We start from the raw sequence: 17,316 nt of genomic DNA on the forward strand, positions 1-17,316 counted from the left end.
ATATAAAGATTTACGATGTCCGTATAAAGATTTACGGTGCGTATATAGGAAATTACGGTACATATATAAAGATTTACGATACGTATATAGAGAATTACGGTGCGCATATGAAGTTATGCGATTAGTAATACCTTTAAACTTCATAGGAGAAATTCTCATTTACTTTCAACACCCCTATAGTCGCCTCAAGGGGACAATCCTAGGTGTATGCCTTAGGCAGTATTAGTAACATTTCTTAAGATATAATTGTATTATTTATTTAAAAACTTAAAACAACACGAATTCCACCAATTTACACGAATTTCAATCACTTAAACAATTCATTTTTAAATTAAACACCCCTATAGTCCCCTCAAGGGGACAATCCTAGGTGTATACCTTAGGCAGTACTATACGTATTTCGTAAGATATTCATCTGATATAGAGCACACGGGAGAGGATTTTAAAAACCTAACAGGTACTTTTAGACCTGTTAGGGTTCGAAAGGAACGGGCATACTCACGATAAGAATACGATGGATGGTGTTTAAAAAACCTAACAGGTACTTTTAGACCTGTTAGGTAAAAAAACAAAACTCTAGCATTTGATTGCTAGAGTTTTTAATAAGTTATCGATAAATGTTTGTCTACTTAATTGTTAATCTTGTTCTCTAAATTGTAATTTCACAAGGGCTTTATAATAGGGTTGTGCGGCTTCACCTAGGGATTTGACATAAGCTTTTACTTCCTTTATCGTTTTTAGGGCGTTATCAGGATTGGTATATAAGATTTTGTTTCTATCCATACGTGCTGTGATTAACGCATTGGCTGTAGTGTTTACGTTTTTACTTAAAGCATCTAATTGTTGTTGTAATGTTTTTAGGTTTTGTGTTTTCAGTTCTTCTTCGTTGGGTGCAAATTCTGGATGTATATTTAACTGCTCTATTAAAACAGAAAGGTTCGCAATACGACTGTCAAAACTTTGTTGCAGGGTTGAAATGGTTTTGGTTTCTGCGGTTTCAGGATTTACTTTTTTGGCTTTTACATCACCACGAATTTTCTTTACTAGAGTTTGGATATTTTCTTTATCGGGCTGCGAAATGGCAATAGATTTGACAAAATTATTAATTCGAGTGGTTAATTTACTTACAGGTTCCATGGCTATTTCACGTGCTGCTACTGCGTTTTTGTAGGCTGGAATTTTGGTATTTAGTCCTAGTATAGTCGCTTCTACCTCTTGTTTTATTTCTAAAAGCTTATCAATCCCCAATTGCGGATTAGAAGGATTATAGAGTGCACCCATTTCTTGAAGAATTTGAATGGCAGCGCCAAAATTTGCGATGTTCTTAGCGTGTCCCGTTTCGGAAGTTGAGTTTTTGTTTGTTGTTGTCATGATAATTTGTTTAAGAATTACTACATAATTAGTGATTTTTTTTGAAAGAGGAAAAAATAGTTTTGGGTGATGGATGAGGGGTGAAAGTAAGCTAGTGTTGTGTGCGATGTATTCGTTTTAGCGAAGCAAGTAAATTAAGTTAGCACCTAGGTGTTTAACTTTAAACACTACTTTATAAATCGTTGGTAGCCCAGATATAAAACAGACCAAAGTTTGCAAAAAATCATCAATTGATTAGATACATTATCAGTTTAGATTTTCTATTTTTGGAATACGAAACAATTTTAATTAGCGAAATGCGCTTTTGTATTGTTTCGATGAAATCAATAAACAGACTTGTGATAGGGTTCGCCTATTTATGAGTTGTGCGTCACTTTAGAACAAATCCAAATGATTAGAAAGAAACAAAGAGTTCCTCAACACATAATGGAGGACGAATCCTATGAAATTATTAAAAGTCAAATTCCTAAACATTGGGTTGTAAGAGAATTTAACAGACCAGATTATGGTATTGATTTAGTAATTGAACTTTTTGAAATAGTGGACAACAATATTGCTGAGACACTTGGTGAGTTCATTTATGTTCAAGTAAAATCAGTTAAAGAATTAGAATTTAAAAAAGAGACTATTTATGAAGTTAGCAATGTTGCAAAAGGGATGTGGATAGAGAACAGAAAATCTCATACTAAACTTGATGTAGTAAAATATCCTTTTGACACAACATCTATTTTTACCATTCAATCTCTTGGAGGTAGTGTTCCAGTGCTTTTATTTGTTGTGGATATCAAAAACAGAGAGACTTATTTTGTTTGCGTAAACGACTACATTGACAAAATCATTTTACCGCAGAATCCAAAATATACAGAACAAGGTTCGTTAACATTTAATATACCAGCTTTTAACAAACTATCGAACGTTGACATATCCATCAACGCGCTTAAATTCTACGGAAAAAGAGTAAAACTTCTTGCTGCTTTTTCAAAATTTTCTTTTCAAAAAAATGAAATCAAACACATTTTTGGTTACAAAGATTATCCTGTTTTGACATATCGAGACGAAAAAGAAAAATGGAAACAATATGAACAGGGTGAGATAAAAACGCAACTTCTATATTTCATTTCTCAAATAGAAGACTTGGATATTTGGCGACATAATGAGTGGCAGGTATTACCACTATCTAAAATGGACTTAGAAACAGTTAAAAATCTATTAAAAGAAAATGAAGTAGATTGGGGAACTGTAAAAGATAAGGTAATTGTTTTATGGCATCAATTAACAAACTTAGGAAATATATATGAGGATATTTGTCGAGAATGGTTCCTTCCAAAAATTATCAGCCTAATGACATCCTATCCGACAATGCCAGAGATAATAAATGAAGAATAAAAGCGAACGCACAACAAGCAGTTTGGCAATATGGCGGTTAAAGGCTTATTTAATGTTTGTTTTATACTTGTAAACTATTATCTTTAAGAAAACTAAACGCTTACTTGTTCCGCCACATCGCCAAGCTGGCAGGACGTTAGTGGCTATTTTAACACACAATCATATAACAAACAATAATTACATTTATATATGCCAGTTTTAACATTAATTGGAACCTTTATAGGTGATAAGTTTAAACCTCTATTTGAAAGTTTAGCTAAAGAATTTGGAGAAGAAGTAAAACAAGTAATAAATAATAATATTCTAGAGTATCAGGTTGAAGAATATAATAGAAATTATTGTACCAAAACATTATTACACAGGGTTGAACCAAAGAAATTGACTGAGTTTTATCAACCTCTATTTATAAAATCTTGTGACAGAGAATACAAATTTAGGCGTAATCAGGACAAAGAAAATAGAATTGCTACAGATTCAATTAAAAATTTATTTTCCAAACAACAATGTATCACTCTAATAGGAAACGCTGGAAGTGGAAAGAGCACAATAATCAAGTATTTATTTTTAAATTCAATTGACTTAGATTTTAAAATACCTATAAAAGTTGAATTAAGATATTTAAACGATTACAATGGTAATATTATTGAGTTTATTAAAGAAAAAATTTTAAAACTAAATCGACTAGCAACAAATGACAGAATTGTAGAAAGAATGATGAATTCTGGGGATTTTGTTTTCTTTTTAGATGGTTATGATGAAATTTCTTCAACTAAAAAAGAAAAAATTACTAAAGAAATAGACGACTTAGTTAAAGTATATAATAAAAATTATTATTTATTGACTTCAAGACCTTATACTGAAATTGAATTATTGCCATTATTCCACAACTATGAGGTTTGCGAATTGTCTGATGAGGATATTAATCAGTTCATTAAAAAACAAATCCCAAAATCTGAAAAAGAGTTATGCGACAAGATTATTGAAGCTGTAAATAGCCAAGATAACCTATCATATAAAAGTTTTTTAAGCAATCCCCTATTGCTTTCTATGTTTATATTAACTTTTCAATCTTATTCTAGCATACCTCAAAAAAGGAGTGAATTTTATAGTCAAGTTTTTGATGCTCTTTTTTCAGTGCATGATAGCATGTCTAAACTTGCTTTCGTAAGAGAAAAGCAAAGTGGTTTATCAAAAGAACAAATAATTGAAGTGTTAAAGTTATTTTCATTTATCTCTTATTTCGATGAAAAATTTATTTTTAGCGGTATATATCTTAACGAAAAATTTAATTTCATTAAGGAAAAAAAGAAAAATCTAAACTTTGAAAATACAAAACTTATTAATGATCTACAAGTAGCAATAAATATCCTAAATAAAGAAGGTACTGATTATACTTTTCCTCACAGGTCGCTTCAAGAATATTTCACAGCCATTTATATTTTTTCACTAAACGATACAAATAAAAAAATTGTTTATAATAAAATAATTAATTCATTAACACATAAAAATAGATTTTTACATTCATCAAAGGATAACTTTTATCTTCTTTTATCCGAATTAGACCAAATAAATGTTATCAAATATGCTCTAATTCCTTATTTTGAAAATTTTATAAAAACAAAGAACATCAATAAGTACAAACACAAAACTATTATTGACACATTTCTAAATTTAAACCAGATATTTGATTCCTTTGAGTATGTATTAAAGTGTGATGATTTTAAAAATGCGAATGAGCTTTTCAACGAAAAATTCAACATCTATGGAGAAGAAATAAATAAAGAAAATATAAAAGACGAAAAATTACTTGAGAAAAAATTTAATGAGAGACTGGAAAAGCTAGCTTATAACGATATAAAGCCATTTCTAGTTGAATATAAAACTAAACTTGAAATAATAAAAAATAATCTTGAAGAATATTTAATTAATGAAAATAATAGTGATAATGATATAGTTTCAATAATATAAAAAAACAGCCACTAACAGGTGTTTGGCAAGATTGCGAATTTTGTAGTAAATTCACATTTACATTTCGCAATAAATTTCATATTAAGCAGAAAATTATCGGCTCCGAAGTCCGCAACTACACCACAAAACGTAAAATTCAACTATGAGAAAACTTTGTTTACAATTAATCGTTTTAATTAATTTGATCGCTTGTAACAGAAGTGAAAAGACTCGAATTTTGGAAGACAAACTCGTCGTTGAATATTTAAAGAAAAATGGAGATAAATTAGTTAAACCTCGAGAGGTCTTTCATTGGATATACTTTAAAACAGAATTAGAAGCAAAACACTTTGTCAAAGAAACAGAAAGTAAAGATTTTGTTTTTGTTTCCAAAAGAAAGGTTGCTGATAATTTTCCAATTCAAATAGAAATCAAAAGAATAGATAAAATTGATATTAAAAGTGTAAATAAGTATAGTTTGTACTTATTAAAAATAGCTGAAAAATATAATGGAGAGTATGATGGATGGGAAACAAGTATCGAAAAAAATTAAACATATTCTCACCTAAACTTTAAGTACAAAGCCCCAAAATAAAACATCACTTAAACCCTCCCCTACCACTCTACAAACTCCGATTTCGCTGATTCCTAATTAGCCTATCAAAATAAAATTTCAAATAAAAACCCCGACCTTACGATCGGGGTTGTTTTATTAATCAAGTTTCGGCTTGCCTTTATTTAGGTCGAAAAGCGCTATCAATACGGGAAATTAAATCCTTCCCAAGCTCTAGAGTAATCCACCACTCAACAACTGCAATCACAGTTTTTTGCTTAACACACTTTTTTAGGACAGTATCTATTTCTAAAAAAACAGCTGTTTTACAACACCTGTTTTCTTATAATTTTATTAAAAATACGATACCCCAATACCGAACGTAAGGTACTCATAGCATTGGCATCAAAGCCTACGGTATAACGTGTGAATTTTACGCGGGGTTTATTGGCTATGGAAAAAAGGTTTCTACGATGTCGTTTATTAAATTGGTGTTTTTCGATTGTTTTTTTAGCAATAAGCCCGAAATTTTATCCATCATGGCGTCATAAACTGCAACGCCTGTGTTTTCACTTTTCACCACGTTTTTTTGAAATGCTGTGGGGGCATTCCCAAATTGTACGGTGCTCACGCCTATTCCAAAATTCATCAACTCATACGACATACATTCGGAGAAACTTTCTACAGCACTTTTAGTGGAATGGTAAAAACTTCCTAATGGCAAATTAACCAATCCAGCTATAGAAGTCACATTGATAAAATGTCCAAAGCCTTGTTGTCTGAACACGGGTATGAATGCACGGCATACTTTTACACATCCCAGCCAATTGATATCCACGATTTTGTCAATTTCTTCATCTTTAGAGAACTCAACAAAAGAACGGTAGCCAACTCCAGCATTATTCAGTATGACATCAATAACCGCATGGTTTTTTAAAATAGCTTCTTTCGCTGTAGCGATACTTTCGGATGAGGTCACATCTAAAATATAACTGCTTACATTGGGTAATTGCACTGTTTCTTTGCCCTGGTCAAAACAAGTCATAGTAGCTATAACATGCCAGCCATTTTCAGAAAAATAACGTGCCGTACTAGCGCCAATACCGCTAGAAGCACCTGTAATTAATATGGTTTTCAATTTTAGTTTCGTTTATCAATAAAAGTTATGGGTTTACGACTCATGGGTGGAAAAATGATTTTTTGTATTACTTCCATAGGCAATACTTCCAACTTAGGCGCTACGCGTAGTTTGGCTCTAAAATGGTCTTTCACCTCGGTTAGAAATCTGTCGCTGGTGTCTTTTGAAGCAATTTTAATCACAATTTCATCCGTTCCTAGCTCGTTGGTAGAAATTTCAAATACGTGGGCTTGAATAGGCTCAAAACAAGTCATCAAATCATGCATTGCGGGTGGATACAAGGTAGTTCCTTTGTATTTTATCATGTGCTCCTTTCTACCTACAACAGGTCCAACACGATAGGTTTGGCGTCCGCAAGCACACGCAGAGGTATGCAACTGTACCACATCGCCTGTTTTAAAACGCAACAACGGCATTCCTTCTACTCCCAAAGTAGTAATCACTAATTCGCCCGCTTTGCCAGAAGCTACAGGCTGATTATTGGCATCTAAAACTTCGGTAATAATCAACTCTGGATGGTGATGTCCTCCTTGTTGTTGACTACATTCGGTAAATGCGGTGCTCATTTCGGTAGACGCATAGGTAGAATACAAGGCAATAGGCCATTGTTCTTGTATTTTTTGAGTCAGTAAACTGGGAGAAAAGTCTTGATTACGCAAGGATTCTCCTATACAAATCACCCCTTTTATACTTGAATTTTTATAATCAATACCGTGTTTTTCGGCATATTCAATCATTTTTAATAAGAAAGAAGGTACGGCAATTAGAAACTTAGGTTGGTATTTTAAAATAGAATCCCATTGCAATTCCGGAATACCAGCACCTACTCGGATGATACCCGCTTTCAATTTTCGCAATCCTAGAAAATAAGCTAATCCAGCCATAAAACGACGGTCCATAGTAGTCATTAATTGCACTACATCGCCTTCCTGCACACCCGCACAAGCAAAAGAAATCGCTTCGTTATAAGCCAAACGTTCCAAATCGGCATCGGTCAAACCAAAAGTCACAGGACTTCCTAAAGTCCCAGAAGTGGTCGCATAATCAATAATTTGATGTTTGGGCACACAAAAGAAATCGTCATTATTTTGTTGCAAATCGGTTTTGGAAGTAACAGGCAATTGCTGTAAATCTTCCAAAGTTTGAATGCTGTCAATATTTATGTTTTGCTCCAAAAACATACGCTGATAATACGGCGAATGGGCTTGGAGATATACCAGTAACTCACGTAATTTTTGCTCTTGAAATACTTTGATTTCATGTGCGGATGCTTTTTCTATTTCGGGTATCATGGTAATTTCTTTTTGTTTTATGCCAATATTTTTCTACTTCCTTACGATCGGGCAAGGTAGTAATTTCTAACTGCATTGCCTTTTGAAAAGCTTCTGCTGCTTCTTTGTATTTTTTTATAGTATACCAATACTTCCCTAATTTGAAATGTACACTCCATAAGTTCGGATTGGTTTGACTGTATTGCGTTATAAAATCGACCGAAAGGTTTTCTTTTTTTCTAAGGCGTTATCCATGTCGCGGTCTAATTTCCTAAAAATTTCATAATTTTTAAAGGCTTCTGATTGTATAAAATCGTCCGCTTCCATTTTTAATGTCGTAACTTCTGAAAGTTTGGGTTCTTTTGCATCAAAAACGGTATTCAAATCATACGCTACAAAAGCCCCTAGTTGATACGGATTAGAGGAAACCCACATCAGGCGACTTTCTGGTTTAAAAATGACCGCATGATGTGCTAATAGCTGATTGATGGCTTTTTCATTACCGTAACCAATTTTAGCTTCTTTCAATCCTTCTTTGTTTCGAAGAATTCCAGTCATTTTTTCTGGATTCAACTTATCTTGTTGTAGCAACAACTCTTGCATACGCTCCATGCGATATTGCGAATGGCTCTCACGAATGTGTGCCTGATTGCGTTTGTCAGAAAAATACGATTTACTCTGAAAATGATTCGTACACAACAATTGGTTGGTATTCGCTACTTCATACACGCCAAAATTCTTGGGTGATACTTCAATAATAACCCCTTTTTTATCTTTTGCACTCCCTATCATAATGGATTCCGATACAAACACAGGGCGTTTTTTAGCGATAGCTATAGCTTCCTCAATGGTAGAAGCGTATTGCAAAATTTCTCTGGTTAATAATGAAATAGGTGTTTTAGCTAGCAATGGCATTTTGGATTTACTTGCATTGATGGTAACCGTTAAACCTTCTTTATTCATTCCTGATAAAACGCCTATCATTCCAGCCCATGCCACGGAAGCATACGGAATTCCTTTATCAGGCTTAACAAAAGTGATTAATTTGTCTTGAGCAAAATCATCACCTGCATAAAAATCTAAATTTCTTCCAATCAGCAATTCGCCATCGGCACTTTTATCACCCCAAACGGCTAAAGAAGTACACCCCACTAAGGCTAAATCTTGCATAACATGCCCGATATCATGCGCACCGTGTAAATACAAACTTCTTAAAAAGGGCGGTGCAATGTAATTGTATTTTGCGTCGGTATACAGGGACAAACCGTAGATTTCGGTTTTGAACTCCTCAGTAACATTAAGATATAACTTACGATTGTACCACTTTAATATATTTCGTAACAACCATTGTTTGGTTTTAGAAGGAACCATTTCGGCTACTTTAGAAAAAAAGATTCGTTCTTGTTTTTTTACTAAAGGTTCTGCCAAAGCGCCGGTTAACATTCCTCTTTCTGAGGCTGAACCCGACACATGGAGTTCCCATATTTTTTTATCATTTTTAACTAAAAAGCCATTGGCATGTGTAACCAAAGTATCTGAAATTTTAGACACTACAGGTTGTTGCATTGGAATTTCCAAAGGCAGATGATGAATCGATTTTGAAATCCCACAGGCATTCAAAATCAACATTGATAAGACACCTATATACTTCCCTATTTTATCCATTTGCTATTTCTTGATTAATTTTATTAATCAAATAAGCTCCGCCTACAATTTCGGAACAAGTAGCCACAGCACCAATGGTAACTCCTAAAACACCGTGCATATTGATGCTTTGTCCTGTTAAAAACAAGTTTTCAATTTTAGTTTTTGGAGAAATAAAGGTCAACATGGGGTTATTAGAATCTTTTACATAACCGTATAAATTACCGTTATGTCCCCCAATATAATCACGATAAGATAAAGGTGTAGAGGCATGAATGGACCTAATACATGAACGGATATTGGGGAATTTCTTCTCTATTTCTTTTAGAAAAACTTCTATTTTCTCCTTTTTGAAAGTTTCATAAGCTTCCCCTCTAGATTCTTCTTCCGAAACGGTATTGTGTGTATCAGCCCACTGAGCCACTTCTTCAAAACGCATATAAGTAATGGCTGTTAAGCTTTCGGCCCATAGTTGGTCAGCTGATGACACATTCATAGACAACATATAACTTTCTGGCCATGATTCTTGCGTATATTCCCCAGCTTGCCAAATACGACTTGCCTCTTTGAAATGATAATAATTATGATTGATGTAGGAAAATGTCTCAGGTTTAAACACAACATAAATACTAAAAGGCGCAATTTGTACTTCTAATTCTTGTATACGCTTAAAATAGGATTTACGAAAATGTTGTTCGCCTATTAATTTTAAAGTCGTCTTGGGTTCAATGTTGGAGATAAAAACAGCTCCAAAATATTCTTCTCCATTTTTTGTTAAAGCAGAAGCTAATTTTCCTTCTGAAAGGGTAAATCCATTAACTTCTCTATGTTTGAAAACATCGCCTCCATATTTACGGATAACTTTTATCAGTTGTTTGGTTATCTGACTTCCTCCGTTAATACAACGCCAAGCACTTTGCATATAGGAGTTTACGGATAAGGCATGCACATAAAAAGGCGTTTTATCTGGTACACCTGCATATAAGAAATTGGAACCCGCTAATACTGCTTTTAGTTTCTCATCTTGCGTTAATTGATCAAAATAATTTTGCGCATTGATAGCTAAAATCTCTTGTTGGTATCCTTCGCCCATTTTCAAATTATACAATGGAAACGAGTCGCAAGTATATTGCAGTTGCTTGCAATATTTTTCTAAAGCTTCTTTTTGAGTAGGGAAAAAGGTAGTAATTGCTTCGTAAAATTAGCGTAGCCTTGTGCATGCGGATATTCATTAGAATCGCCATCAAAAGTAATTAAATCGTACCCATCAGGGTTCATCAATTTCAGCTTGAGTTGGTCAATGATTTCAATATATTTAAAATAGCTATGCAAATTTTGACCTTCTGCCAAACCGCCTATATAATGAATCCCCGTATCGAAAATAGTTTTATCACGCACAAAAGTTTGTAAATTCCCTCCGTATTGGTTGTTTTTTTCCAATACGCATACTTTTTTTCCTTCTTTAGCAAGAATGATGGCAGAAACCAATCCACCTAGTCCACTTCCTACTATGACTACATCATACTTCCTTTCCATTTATCGTTTTAAAACTATAAGATTCGCTTTTTGATATGCACTAATAAAACCTTGATTTTCTAACACTGAAACATATTTTGAAGCTTGAAATAAAACTACTTCATCCACTTGACTAGCGAAAGCAACTATTTTATCATTTTCAAAAATTTCTGTAGCAACTAAGAGCACTTCATAAGGTTTAATTTCATCTTCATTAACCAAACATTTAATATGACGTTTGGCAGTAAGATAATGCGTTGATGCTATCGCACGTTTTTCTTCATTTGAATATAGCGCTTGAACTTTTCGCTTGGGATGTTGCAAAGTCAACACAGCATTCAATTGACCATAGTCATCTGCCAAATGCAAGATTTTAGCATCGTCTTTTATCAAGGTAAAAAACTCAAAATAATCATTTTTATACTTTTCAAAATCCGATTTTACAGCGGAATAAATCTCTTCTTCTTTATATAAGTAACCATCAACCACTTTTCTTTGAAAGAAATTCGCATCTTCCAATTCTTGACGTACTTTGAAAAATTCATTTCTAAAAAACTTATTTATCTTTTTAGTTCTTGCGGAATAATCCGCTCCAAAACTACGGTCTTCATACGAAATATAATCGCCCACTACTACCGTCAAACTCTCATTGTGAATCATAAAATCACCTTTAGGAGAGGTTTCGGCACTACCATGTATATATACGGGTAGAATATCTAATTTGAATTCTTCCGCTAAGAAAAAAGCGCCTTTATGAAAACGTTTTACCACATTGTCATCAGAACGTGTTCCTTCGGGAAAAATCATTAACGAATACCCTTCTTCCATTTTTTTACGCAAATGGTCTACGCCTCCTTCAATACCTTGCGATACGGGATAATAGCCCATGGCTCTAACGGCTCTTCCGAAAATTAGCGAATTATACACCCAATCGTTTACTAAATAAACAATTTTATGCGTTAACATTCCGAATACTAGCGTATCTAATACAGAAACATGGTTTGCTATTACAATGGCTTGTTTGCTAAAATCTATTTTGTGTGAATTAATTACTTTTTTCTTAACAATTGGATTCATTTTTAGAACGGATCTAAAAAAACAAGCCATTCCTTTTCTAAATAAAAGTGTTTTTGCTTCTTTATTTCCGGTGTAATTCCTATTAAAAACCTACCTATTATAGAAAATACAATCCCACCTAAAGCATAATAGGTTAATGCAATAATGGATATAATTACGGTAAAAAGTCGAACTGGAATATTGCCTTTTTGTTGACGTTTAAAAAACAACCATTTGAAAACTATAGGATAAAAAACAAAGGTAATTAGCAAAGCACTAATAACGCCTAACAAAGACACTGAAGAAATGGAAACCAATGCGGGATGCTTCGCAAAAATTAAAGCACCAATGGCTAAAATAGTAGTTAATGCAGCCAGTATGATAGAAATACGATAAGCTGGCATTTCATCTTTTCCTGTGGTATATTCTTTTTGAAGTGCACTGGTCATGAATAGGGTAAAATCAACACCATGCCCAAAAATAAGCGTACAAACTATGGTACTAAAAATATTCAATTGAATGCCGAATAGTGCCATTAATCCCGCCGTAACTAAACCTGTTGCTGTGATAGGCAACAAACTGGCCAATACCAATTCGATACGTTTGAAAAATACAAAAAGGATTAGGATAACAGCAATGAACGAATAATTGACTAGGTTTTGAAAATCATCTCTTAGCTTACCTAAAAATGTTTCATTCAACTGCTGACGGTCAATAGCCACCACATTTGCAAAACTATCTATCGCTTTTACAAAATCAACTTTTCGATTTTCATCCAGCTTAACAATACTGGCGATTGTATACCAATTCTTCGTATTTGACACGTATTCGTCGGACAAATCGGGAATGGCTTGTTTTAAATTCTGCAACTGTAAAGGTTGTATATCTGAACGAATCAAATCATAAAAGGCTTGATGTGTTTCCGGTTTAAATCCGAAAGCTTTTCCTTGTTGAACAAGCTGGTTTTGCACATTTTGACATTTTCCTGCTGTCCAAAATGATTTCCATTGTGCTATTTTTTGATTTTGTTCCGCCTCAGAAGGTAATAAACCGGCAAGAGAACTATAATTATTGATTTTCTTAGCTTGCTTTTGTTGGATTAAAAAAGCATTTAATTTAGCATTAGCTTCAACAGCTTCTTTTTCAGAATTACCATACGCCACAACATAAATGGCTTTTGAAGTTAAACTGGTTGAAGCTTCTAACTTGGCCTCTGCTTCTTTAATATCCGATGGAATGAAATTTAAATCGCCTAAGTTGTTATTAAAAGTGACTTTATTAAATGTAAAACAACTTATAATCAAGACTACGAAAGTGCCAATAACCAAGAATTTATTACGCTCAAAAGGAATTTTAGAAAGTTTATCCAAAATACCTGCATGTGCTAAACCATCCTTTTTAGGTTTGTATAAATGAGGAATAATTATCAATGAAAACAAGGCAGAAACCATCACGCTGATGGAGGCAAATATCCCTAAATCTTTAAGTGCATCTGACTTTACAAACAACAGACAAAGAAATGCAACCGCCGTAGTCGAACTACTCATGATGAGTGGCTTGGCGGTATCTTTATACAGTTGCTTTACATCGGCATTATGTCGATAATGTGTCATGATATGCAAAGCATAATCTATGGTTACACCTAGTAAAACGGCACCAACACTCAATGAAATAGCCGAAATAGTTTCGCGAATAAAGTACAAACTTGCCACAGCAAATAAGACTCCAAAAACGGTAGGAATAAAAATAATGATGGGAATGGTAACTTTTCTAAAAAGAATATTAGAATGAACATTAAAGTCCCCATAGATAATAAAACCGTCGTAATAATATCCGATTTGATTTGATTGGCATTGGCTACAGCAATAACAGGCGAACCAAAATAAGACAAGGTTGTTTTATTTTTAAAACCTGCATTAATAGCTGATTGAATAGCTTTAAGTTGCGCTACAAATTGGGTGTTTTTTTCGGTTTCACTACCGCCGTACTTCGGATTAATGAACAACAACAACTTAGAACGGTCGCTCGTTAACAAATAACCGTCTTTCATGATAAACTCATCACCAATAGAGAGTTGTTGCATTTTTTTAATCCAATAAAGCTGATTCCTAATGGGTCGTTGATAATAAAATCACGTGTAATCATACCCGAAGGACTTATGAGCGATTTATAGTTTCCTTCAACTCTATTTTTGATTACTACCGTTTGGATTTTTTGTCCAATAGCTTGATAGTCTTTTTCATCTAGAAACAAGGGTAAATTTTGATACACAAAATCAAAAATCCCTTTTATATTTTCTTGGGCAACAGCTCCCTGAACTCCTTTCACATAAGGTTGCACGGCTTGCAGGCTATCCATAAATACGCTTGCTGTTTCCGTCAAATCATCTTCTGTGCCTTTAGGGGTACGTTCAATGATAACCGTAATTTTATCTGCAAATTTTAATTGTTTGATAATTTTTGAAGTAACATCGGCTTTATCATTCTTTGGTAAAACCCGTGTAATATCTTCTTCAAATTTGATTTGACAGGCAAAGAATGTTAATATAACCAACAATACTATTGGCAACAAGAAAGCCAGAATCCGATTCCTCTGAACGAATTCATGAATTTTAATAAAAAAAAAATACATTTATTTACACCCTATTATTTTCCCGATGCGAAAGTACTAAATAACTTCCAACCCCGAAAATAATTGCCATACTGATTGCAAGGATAAAACTCCCCACAAGATATTGAAAAAGATGTTCTTTAATTTGAGAAAAATCGAAAGTATCTGCTAAGGTAAAAGGTGCTTCTTTTTCTACAAATAAACTGCCCACTTTTAGTGAACCATAGACTACTAAAGGAATCATAGGCGGAATACTCACATTGGAAAACGCAAAGGCAAGTGGCTTATTCAATCGCAATAAAACGGCTGTGGTAATAACGATTGCGGTTTGGAAACCCCAAAAAGGGGCAATTCCACAAAAAACACCTAATGCAATCGATTGCGATTTGGTTAAAGCTGAATCTTGAGTAGCAAACAAATCTTCTCTTAGAAATGTTTTAAAACTTTTTTTTTTTAAAGTTTCTAATGAAATCTCGAGGTTTAATGTATAAGAAAAGTAATATTACCAGAACGGTATTTAAAATACTGATGCGGGTAAAATCTTTAAATGGTCTAAAATGTGACACCCTTTCAGCTGGGTCATAAAGCACTTGAATAGGGATATTTTTGACCGCTACGCCATTCCATGCTGTACGTACAATGATTTCGATTTCAAATTCAAATTTATTGGTAAAAAACTTTTTAGGAATCGCATGCAAAGGATATAAACGATAGCCAGACTGGGTGTCATTTAACTTAATTCCTGTTTCAAACCAAAACCAAAAACTAGAAAAACGATTACCAAAGCTACTTTTTTTAGGCACCGAATCATGTTCCATATTTCGGCTACCAATTAACAAAACATCTTCATCCGATTCTTCTAAAGCCTTTACAAAAACTTTCATATCTTCTGGAAAATGTTGCCCATCAGAATCAATAGTGATAGCATGGTCAAATCCTAATTCCAAAGCTTTCTTAAAACCTACTTGTAAGGCATTTCCTTTCCCTTTATTTACGGGCAAATGTACTTGTATCGTTTTATCAGCATAAGTTGCTAAAATTTCAGGCGTGGTATCTGTAGCACCATCATTAACTACAATTACTTTTGAAGTAATAGCCAAAACACCATCCAATACACGCTTTAAAGTTTTGTGATTATTATAAGTTGGAATAACAACACAGCATTTTACATTATTAATACGTTCAGACCAAGATAAATTAGTAACCATTTTAATTTAGTTTAGATTTTTCAGTGTCTGTAAATACTTTAGATTGGGTTATATAACGCTGTATATACTCTTTTAAAGCTGTATTTTGTTTGTTAAAATTCTGTACTATTATTTTCTTATCTTCTTCAATATTCTCTTTATATTTTAAAAATTTAGGTGTATGTTCTTGAATACTGAGTCTAATTAAACGGATTTCGACATTGTTTCCTTCTTTAGTTATTGCTTGTTCTACTGCCTTTACTCCTAACATGAATTGTTCTTTCCTTTCTTCTTTATTGGTAGCAAAACGTGATTTTAATAAAGTAGCGGCTCCTTTATAAGCGATTAAAACAGGGCTATCTCCAGTTGTTTTTTGCGTTAATTCATAAAACTTTTCAGTATTATTTTTTGATTTGGAGGCATATTCATATTGGTTACGTAAATCTGAAAAATGCTGAAAAGAAAGCAATACGCTACATAAACAAAGTGCTAAAAAAGTTTTCATAATGTATAATTTAAAAAAACGACTTAATTTAGTTTGCAAAAATACAAACTAAAATTAAGTCGTTTGAAATTATTTTTTAAGCTTTACGATAGGTGTTGGTTAATTTTAAAGCAACCGTATCACCAAATTTGGTCGTATTTTTAACTTTAACATCCGATGCTATATTGCCTGACAAATCTAACTCTAGCGTTAATTCGGGATTAGTTTCAGGATTAATGATTGCCATAAACTTAACATTACTTGACGCTGTCATTTGTAAAGATACGCCTAAAATTTCCTGAGTAATTTCCTTAATAATTTGCATCATACAAACTCCCGGGGTCACAGGATTTCTGGAAAATGCCCCTTAAAGATTTGATGAGCTGGATTTAAAATTACTTTTGCCAGATATTTATTTTCTGCTAACTGATCTAGCTCGTTAACGTTATAAAAATCGTTTAAAAGCATTGATTATTTTATATCAAATTTATAATATGCCCCAAAAGAGAAAAGTGCATTTGAGTGATTTTCTGTTCTTGAATAACTTGAAGTTGTAGTAGAAGTTGTAGTATATGAGTAATGTGTTGTTTGAACAACAGGTACCACCCCTACTTTGAATCTAGCTTCTACACCAAAGTTTTTAGTAATATCATAACCCGCTCCCATAGAAAGGGTTAAATCTACATCATTTTCAACTTTAAAATTTTTACTAGTCATAAAGTCTAATCCCTGGTCCTACATGTAGGTTAAATTTTCTGAAATTAAACTTATTTATAACTTGTGCTCCAAAGTAAGAAACATTCAAGTCTCCATACTCCATTGTGTTCGTTTTTGAATTATAAACTACTTTCGCACTAGCTCCTTGAGCTGAATAATTAAGTTCTGGTTGTAATGTATAAAGTTTATTAAACTTTAACGCTACTCCAAAACCTAAATAAAAATTAGCTTTTGTTGAAAAAAGATTATCACTTTCACTTTTAATAAATCGTCCTGTATTTGCATCGTAACCATACGAATATTGATAACCTGTATCGCCATTTGTAAAACGCGAAACATTTAATCCTCCACGAACTATAGGATTAAAAGTTACTTGGGCTTGAACTCCGCTTACCCCTGCAATAAATAAAGCTAATGCTACAAATACTCTTTTCATA

14 protein-coding genes and 3 pseudogenes are annotated in these 17,316 nt (G+C 33.2%); 3 read left to right on the top strand and 14 right to left on the bottom strand.

Annotated elements, in window-relative coordinates; translation table 11 throughout:
• Positions 1 to 636: 636 nt before the first annotated feature.
• Positions 637 to 1,371, bottom strand: a complete 735-nt coding sequence (locus JJC05_RS05395; RefSeq protein WP_235878497.1) for a hypothetical protein — start codon at positions 1,369 to 1,371, stop codon at positions 637 to 639.
• A gap of 390 nt (positions 1,372 to 1,761) precedes the next feature.
• Between JJC05_RS05395 and JJC05_RS05400 the strand changes: the two genes are divergently transcribed.
• The 3 genes from JJC05_RS05400 (at position 1,762) to JJC05_RS05410 (ending at position 5,257) form a co-directional block, all read left to right on the top strand.
• The gene (locus JJC05_RS05400) at positions 1,762 to 2,757 is read left to right on the top strand and encodes a DUF4365 domain-containing protein (RefSeq protein WP_235878498.1); all 996 of its coding nucleotides are present in this window, start codon (positions 1,762 to 1,764) and stop codon (positions 2,755 to 2,757) included.
• Positions 2,758 to 2,946: 189 nt separating this feature from the next.
• Positions 2,947 to 4,725, top strand: a complete 1,779-nt coding sequence (locus JJC05_RS05405) for an NACHT domain-containing protein (RefSeq protein WP_235878499.1) — start codon at positions 2,947 to 2,949, stop codon at positions 4,723 to 4,725.
• Positions 4,726 to 4,942: 217 nt separating this feature from the next.
• Entirely contained in the window at positions 4,943 to 5,257 is a 315-nt protein-coding gene (locus tag JJC05_RS05410; RefSeq protein ID WP_235878501.1) for a ribonuclease E inhibitor RraB, read from the top strand.
• A 451-nt stretch (positions 5,258 to 5,708) separates the two neighbouring features.
• On the opposite strand, the gene JJC05_RS05415 is transcribed toward JJC05_RS05410, so the two are convergent.
• The 13 genes and pseudogenes from JJC05_RS05415 to JJC05_RS05460 form a co-directional block, all read right to left on the bottom strand.
• On the bottom strand, positions 5,709 to 6,395 hold the full coding sequence (locus tag JJC05_RS05415; protein WP_258929525.1) for an SDR family NAD(P)-dependent oxidoreductase: 687 nt from the start codon (positions 6,393 to 6,395) through the stop codon (positions 5,709 to 5,711).
• 2 nt (positions 6,396 to 6,397) lie between these two features.
• Positions 6,398 to 7,687 (bottom strand): flexirubin biosynthesis putative acyl-CoA ligase FlxY, encoded by a 1,290-nt coding sequence (flxY, locus tag JJC05_RS05420; protein WP_235878502.1) that lies wholly within the window; start codon positions 7,685 to 7,687, stop codon positions 6,398 to 6,400.
• Between the two features lie 186 nt (positions 7,688 to 7,873).
• Positions 7,874 to 9,331, bottom strand: a complete 1,458-nt coding sequence (locus JJC05_RS05425) for a C45 family autoproteolytic acyltransferase/hydrolase (protein ID WP_309597423.1) — start codon at positions 9,329 to 9,331, stop codon at positions 7,874 to 7,876.
• Positions 9,324 to 10,846, bottom strand: a pseudogene (locus tag JJC05_RS05430) (phytoene desaturase family protein). Before JJC05_RS05430 ends, JJC05_RS05425 begins: the two are co-directional and overlap by 8 nt.
• Entirely contained in the window at positions 10,847 to 11,902 is a 1,056-nt protein-coding gene (locus JJC05_RS16735; RefSeq protein WP_258929526.1) for a lysophospholipid acyltransferase family protein, read from the bottom strand.
• Between the two features lie 2 nt (positions 11,903 to 11,904).
• A complete protein-coding gene (locus JJC05_RS16740) occupies positions 11,905 to 13,662 on the bottom strand; it encodes an MMPL family transporter (RefSeq protein ID WP_309597462.1) in 1,758 nt (585 codons plus the stop codon).
• Positions 13,545 to 13,964: a hypothetical protein gene (locus JJC05_RS16745; protein WP_258929528.1), complete on the bottom strand. Its 420-nt coding sequence runs from the start codon at positions 13,962 to 13,964 to the stop codon at positions 13,545 to 13,547. Before JJC05_RS16745 ends, JJC05_RS16740 begins: the two co-directional genes overlap by 118 nt.
• The gene (locus tag JJC05_RS16750; RefSeq protein ID WP_258929530.1) at positions 13,928 to 14,437 is read right to left on the bottom strand and encodes a hypothetical protein; all 510 of its coding nucleotides are present in this window, start codon (positions 14,435 to 14,437) and stop codon (positions 13,928 to 13,930) included. Before JJC05_RS16750 ends, JJC05_RS16745 begins: the two co-directional genes overlap by 37 nt.
• Before the next feature lie 79 nt (positions 14,438 to 14,516).
• Positions 14,517 to 15,699: pseudogene (locus tag JJC05_RS05440) on the bottom strand (DUF2062 domain-containing protein).
• 1 nt (position 15,700) lies between these two features.
• Entirely contained in the window at positions 15,701 to 16,183 is a 483-nt protein-coding gene (locus tag JJC05_RS05445) for a hypothetical protein (protein WP_105195247.1), read from the bottom strand.
• Between the two features lie 76 nt (positions 16,184 to 16,259).
• Positions 16,260 to 16,630: pseudogene (locus JJC05_RS05450) on the bottom strand (ApeI family dehydratase).
• A gap of 3 nt (positions 16,631 to 16,633) precedes the next feature.
• On the bottom strand, positions 16,634 to 16,879 hold the full coding sequence (locus JJC05_RS05455) for a hypothetical protein (protein ID WP_235878503.1): 246 nt from the start codon (positions 16,877 to 16,879) through the stop codon (positions 16,634 to 16,636).
• On the bottom strand, positions 16,872 to 17,315 hold the full coding sequence (locus JJC05_RS05460; RefSeq protein ID WP_235878504.1) for an outer membrane beta-barrel protein: 444 nt from the start codon (positions 17,313 to 17,315) through the stop codon (positions 16,872 to 16,874). Before JJC05_RS05460 ends, JJC05_RS05455 begins: the two co-directional genes overlap by 8 nt.
• Position 17,316: the final 1 nt, after the last annotated feature.

This window comes from Flavobacterium davisii, from assembly GCF_019565505.1.
GTDB lineage: Bacteria > Bacteroidota > Bacteroidia > Flavobacteriales > Flavobacteriaceae > Flavobacterium > Flavobacterium davisii.

Bases quoted from the DNA above. Each gene is read 5' to 3' on its own strand.
- JJC05_RS16745 (WP_258929528.1), bottom strand. From the start codon at position 13,964: ATGCAACAACTCTCTATTGGTGATGAGTTTATCATGAAAGACGGTTAT.
- JJC05_RS05395 (WP_235878497.1), bottom strand. From the start codon at position 1,371: ATGACAACAACAAACAAAAACTCAACTTCCGAAACGGGACACGCTAAG.
- flxY (WP_235878502.1), bottom strand. From the start codon at position 7,687: ATGATACCCGAAATAGAAAAAGCATCCGCACATGAAATCAAAGTATTT.
- JJC05_RS16735 (WP_258929526.1), bottom strand. From the start codon at position 11,902: ATGAATCCAATTGTTAAGAAAAAAGTAATTAATTCACACAAAATAGAT.
- JJC05_RS05460 (WP_235878504.1), bottom strand. From the start codon at position 17,315: ATGAAAAGAGTATTTGTAGCATTAGCTTTATTTATTGCAGGGGTAAGC.
- JJC05_RS05425 (WP_309597423.1), bottom strand. From the start codon at position 9,331: ATGGATAAAATAGGGAAGTATATAGGTGTCTTATCAATGTTGATTTTG.
- JJC05_RS05455 (WP_235878503.1), bottom strand. From the start codon at position 16,879: ATGACTAGTAAAAATTTTAAAGTTGAAAATGATGTAGATTTAACCCTT.
- JJC05_RS05400 (WP_235878498.1), top strand. From the start codon at position 1,762: ATGATTAGAAAGAAACAAAGAGTTCCTCAACACATAATGGAGGACGAA.
- JJC05_RS05445 (WP_105195247.1), bottom strand. From the start codon at position 16,183: ATGAAAACTTTTTTAGCACTTTGTTTATGTAGCGTATTGCTTTCTTTT.
- JJC05_RS05405 (WP_235878499.1), top strand. From the start codon at position 2,947: ATGCCAGTTTTAACATTAATTGGAACCTTTATAGGTGATAAGTTTAAA.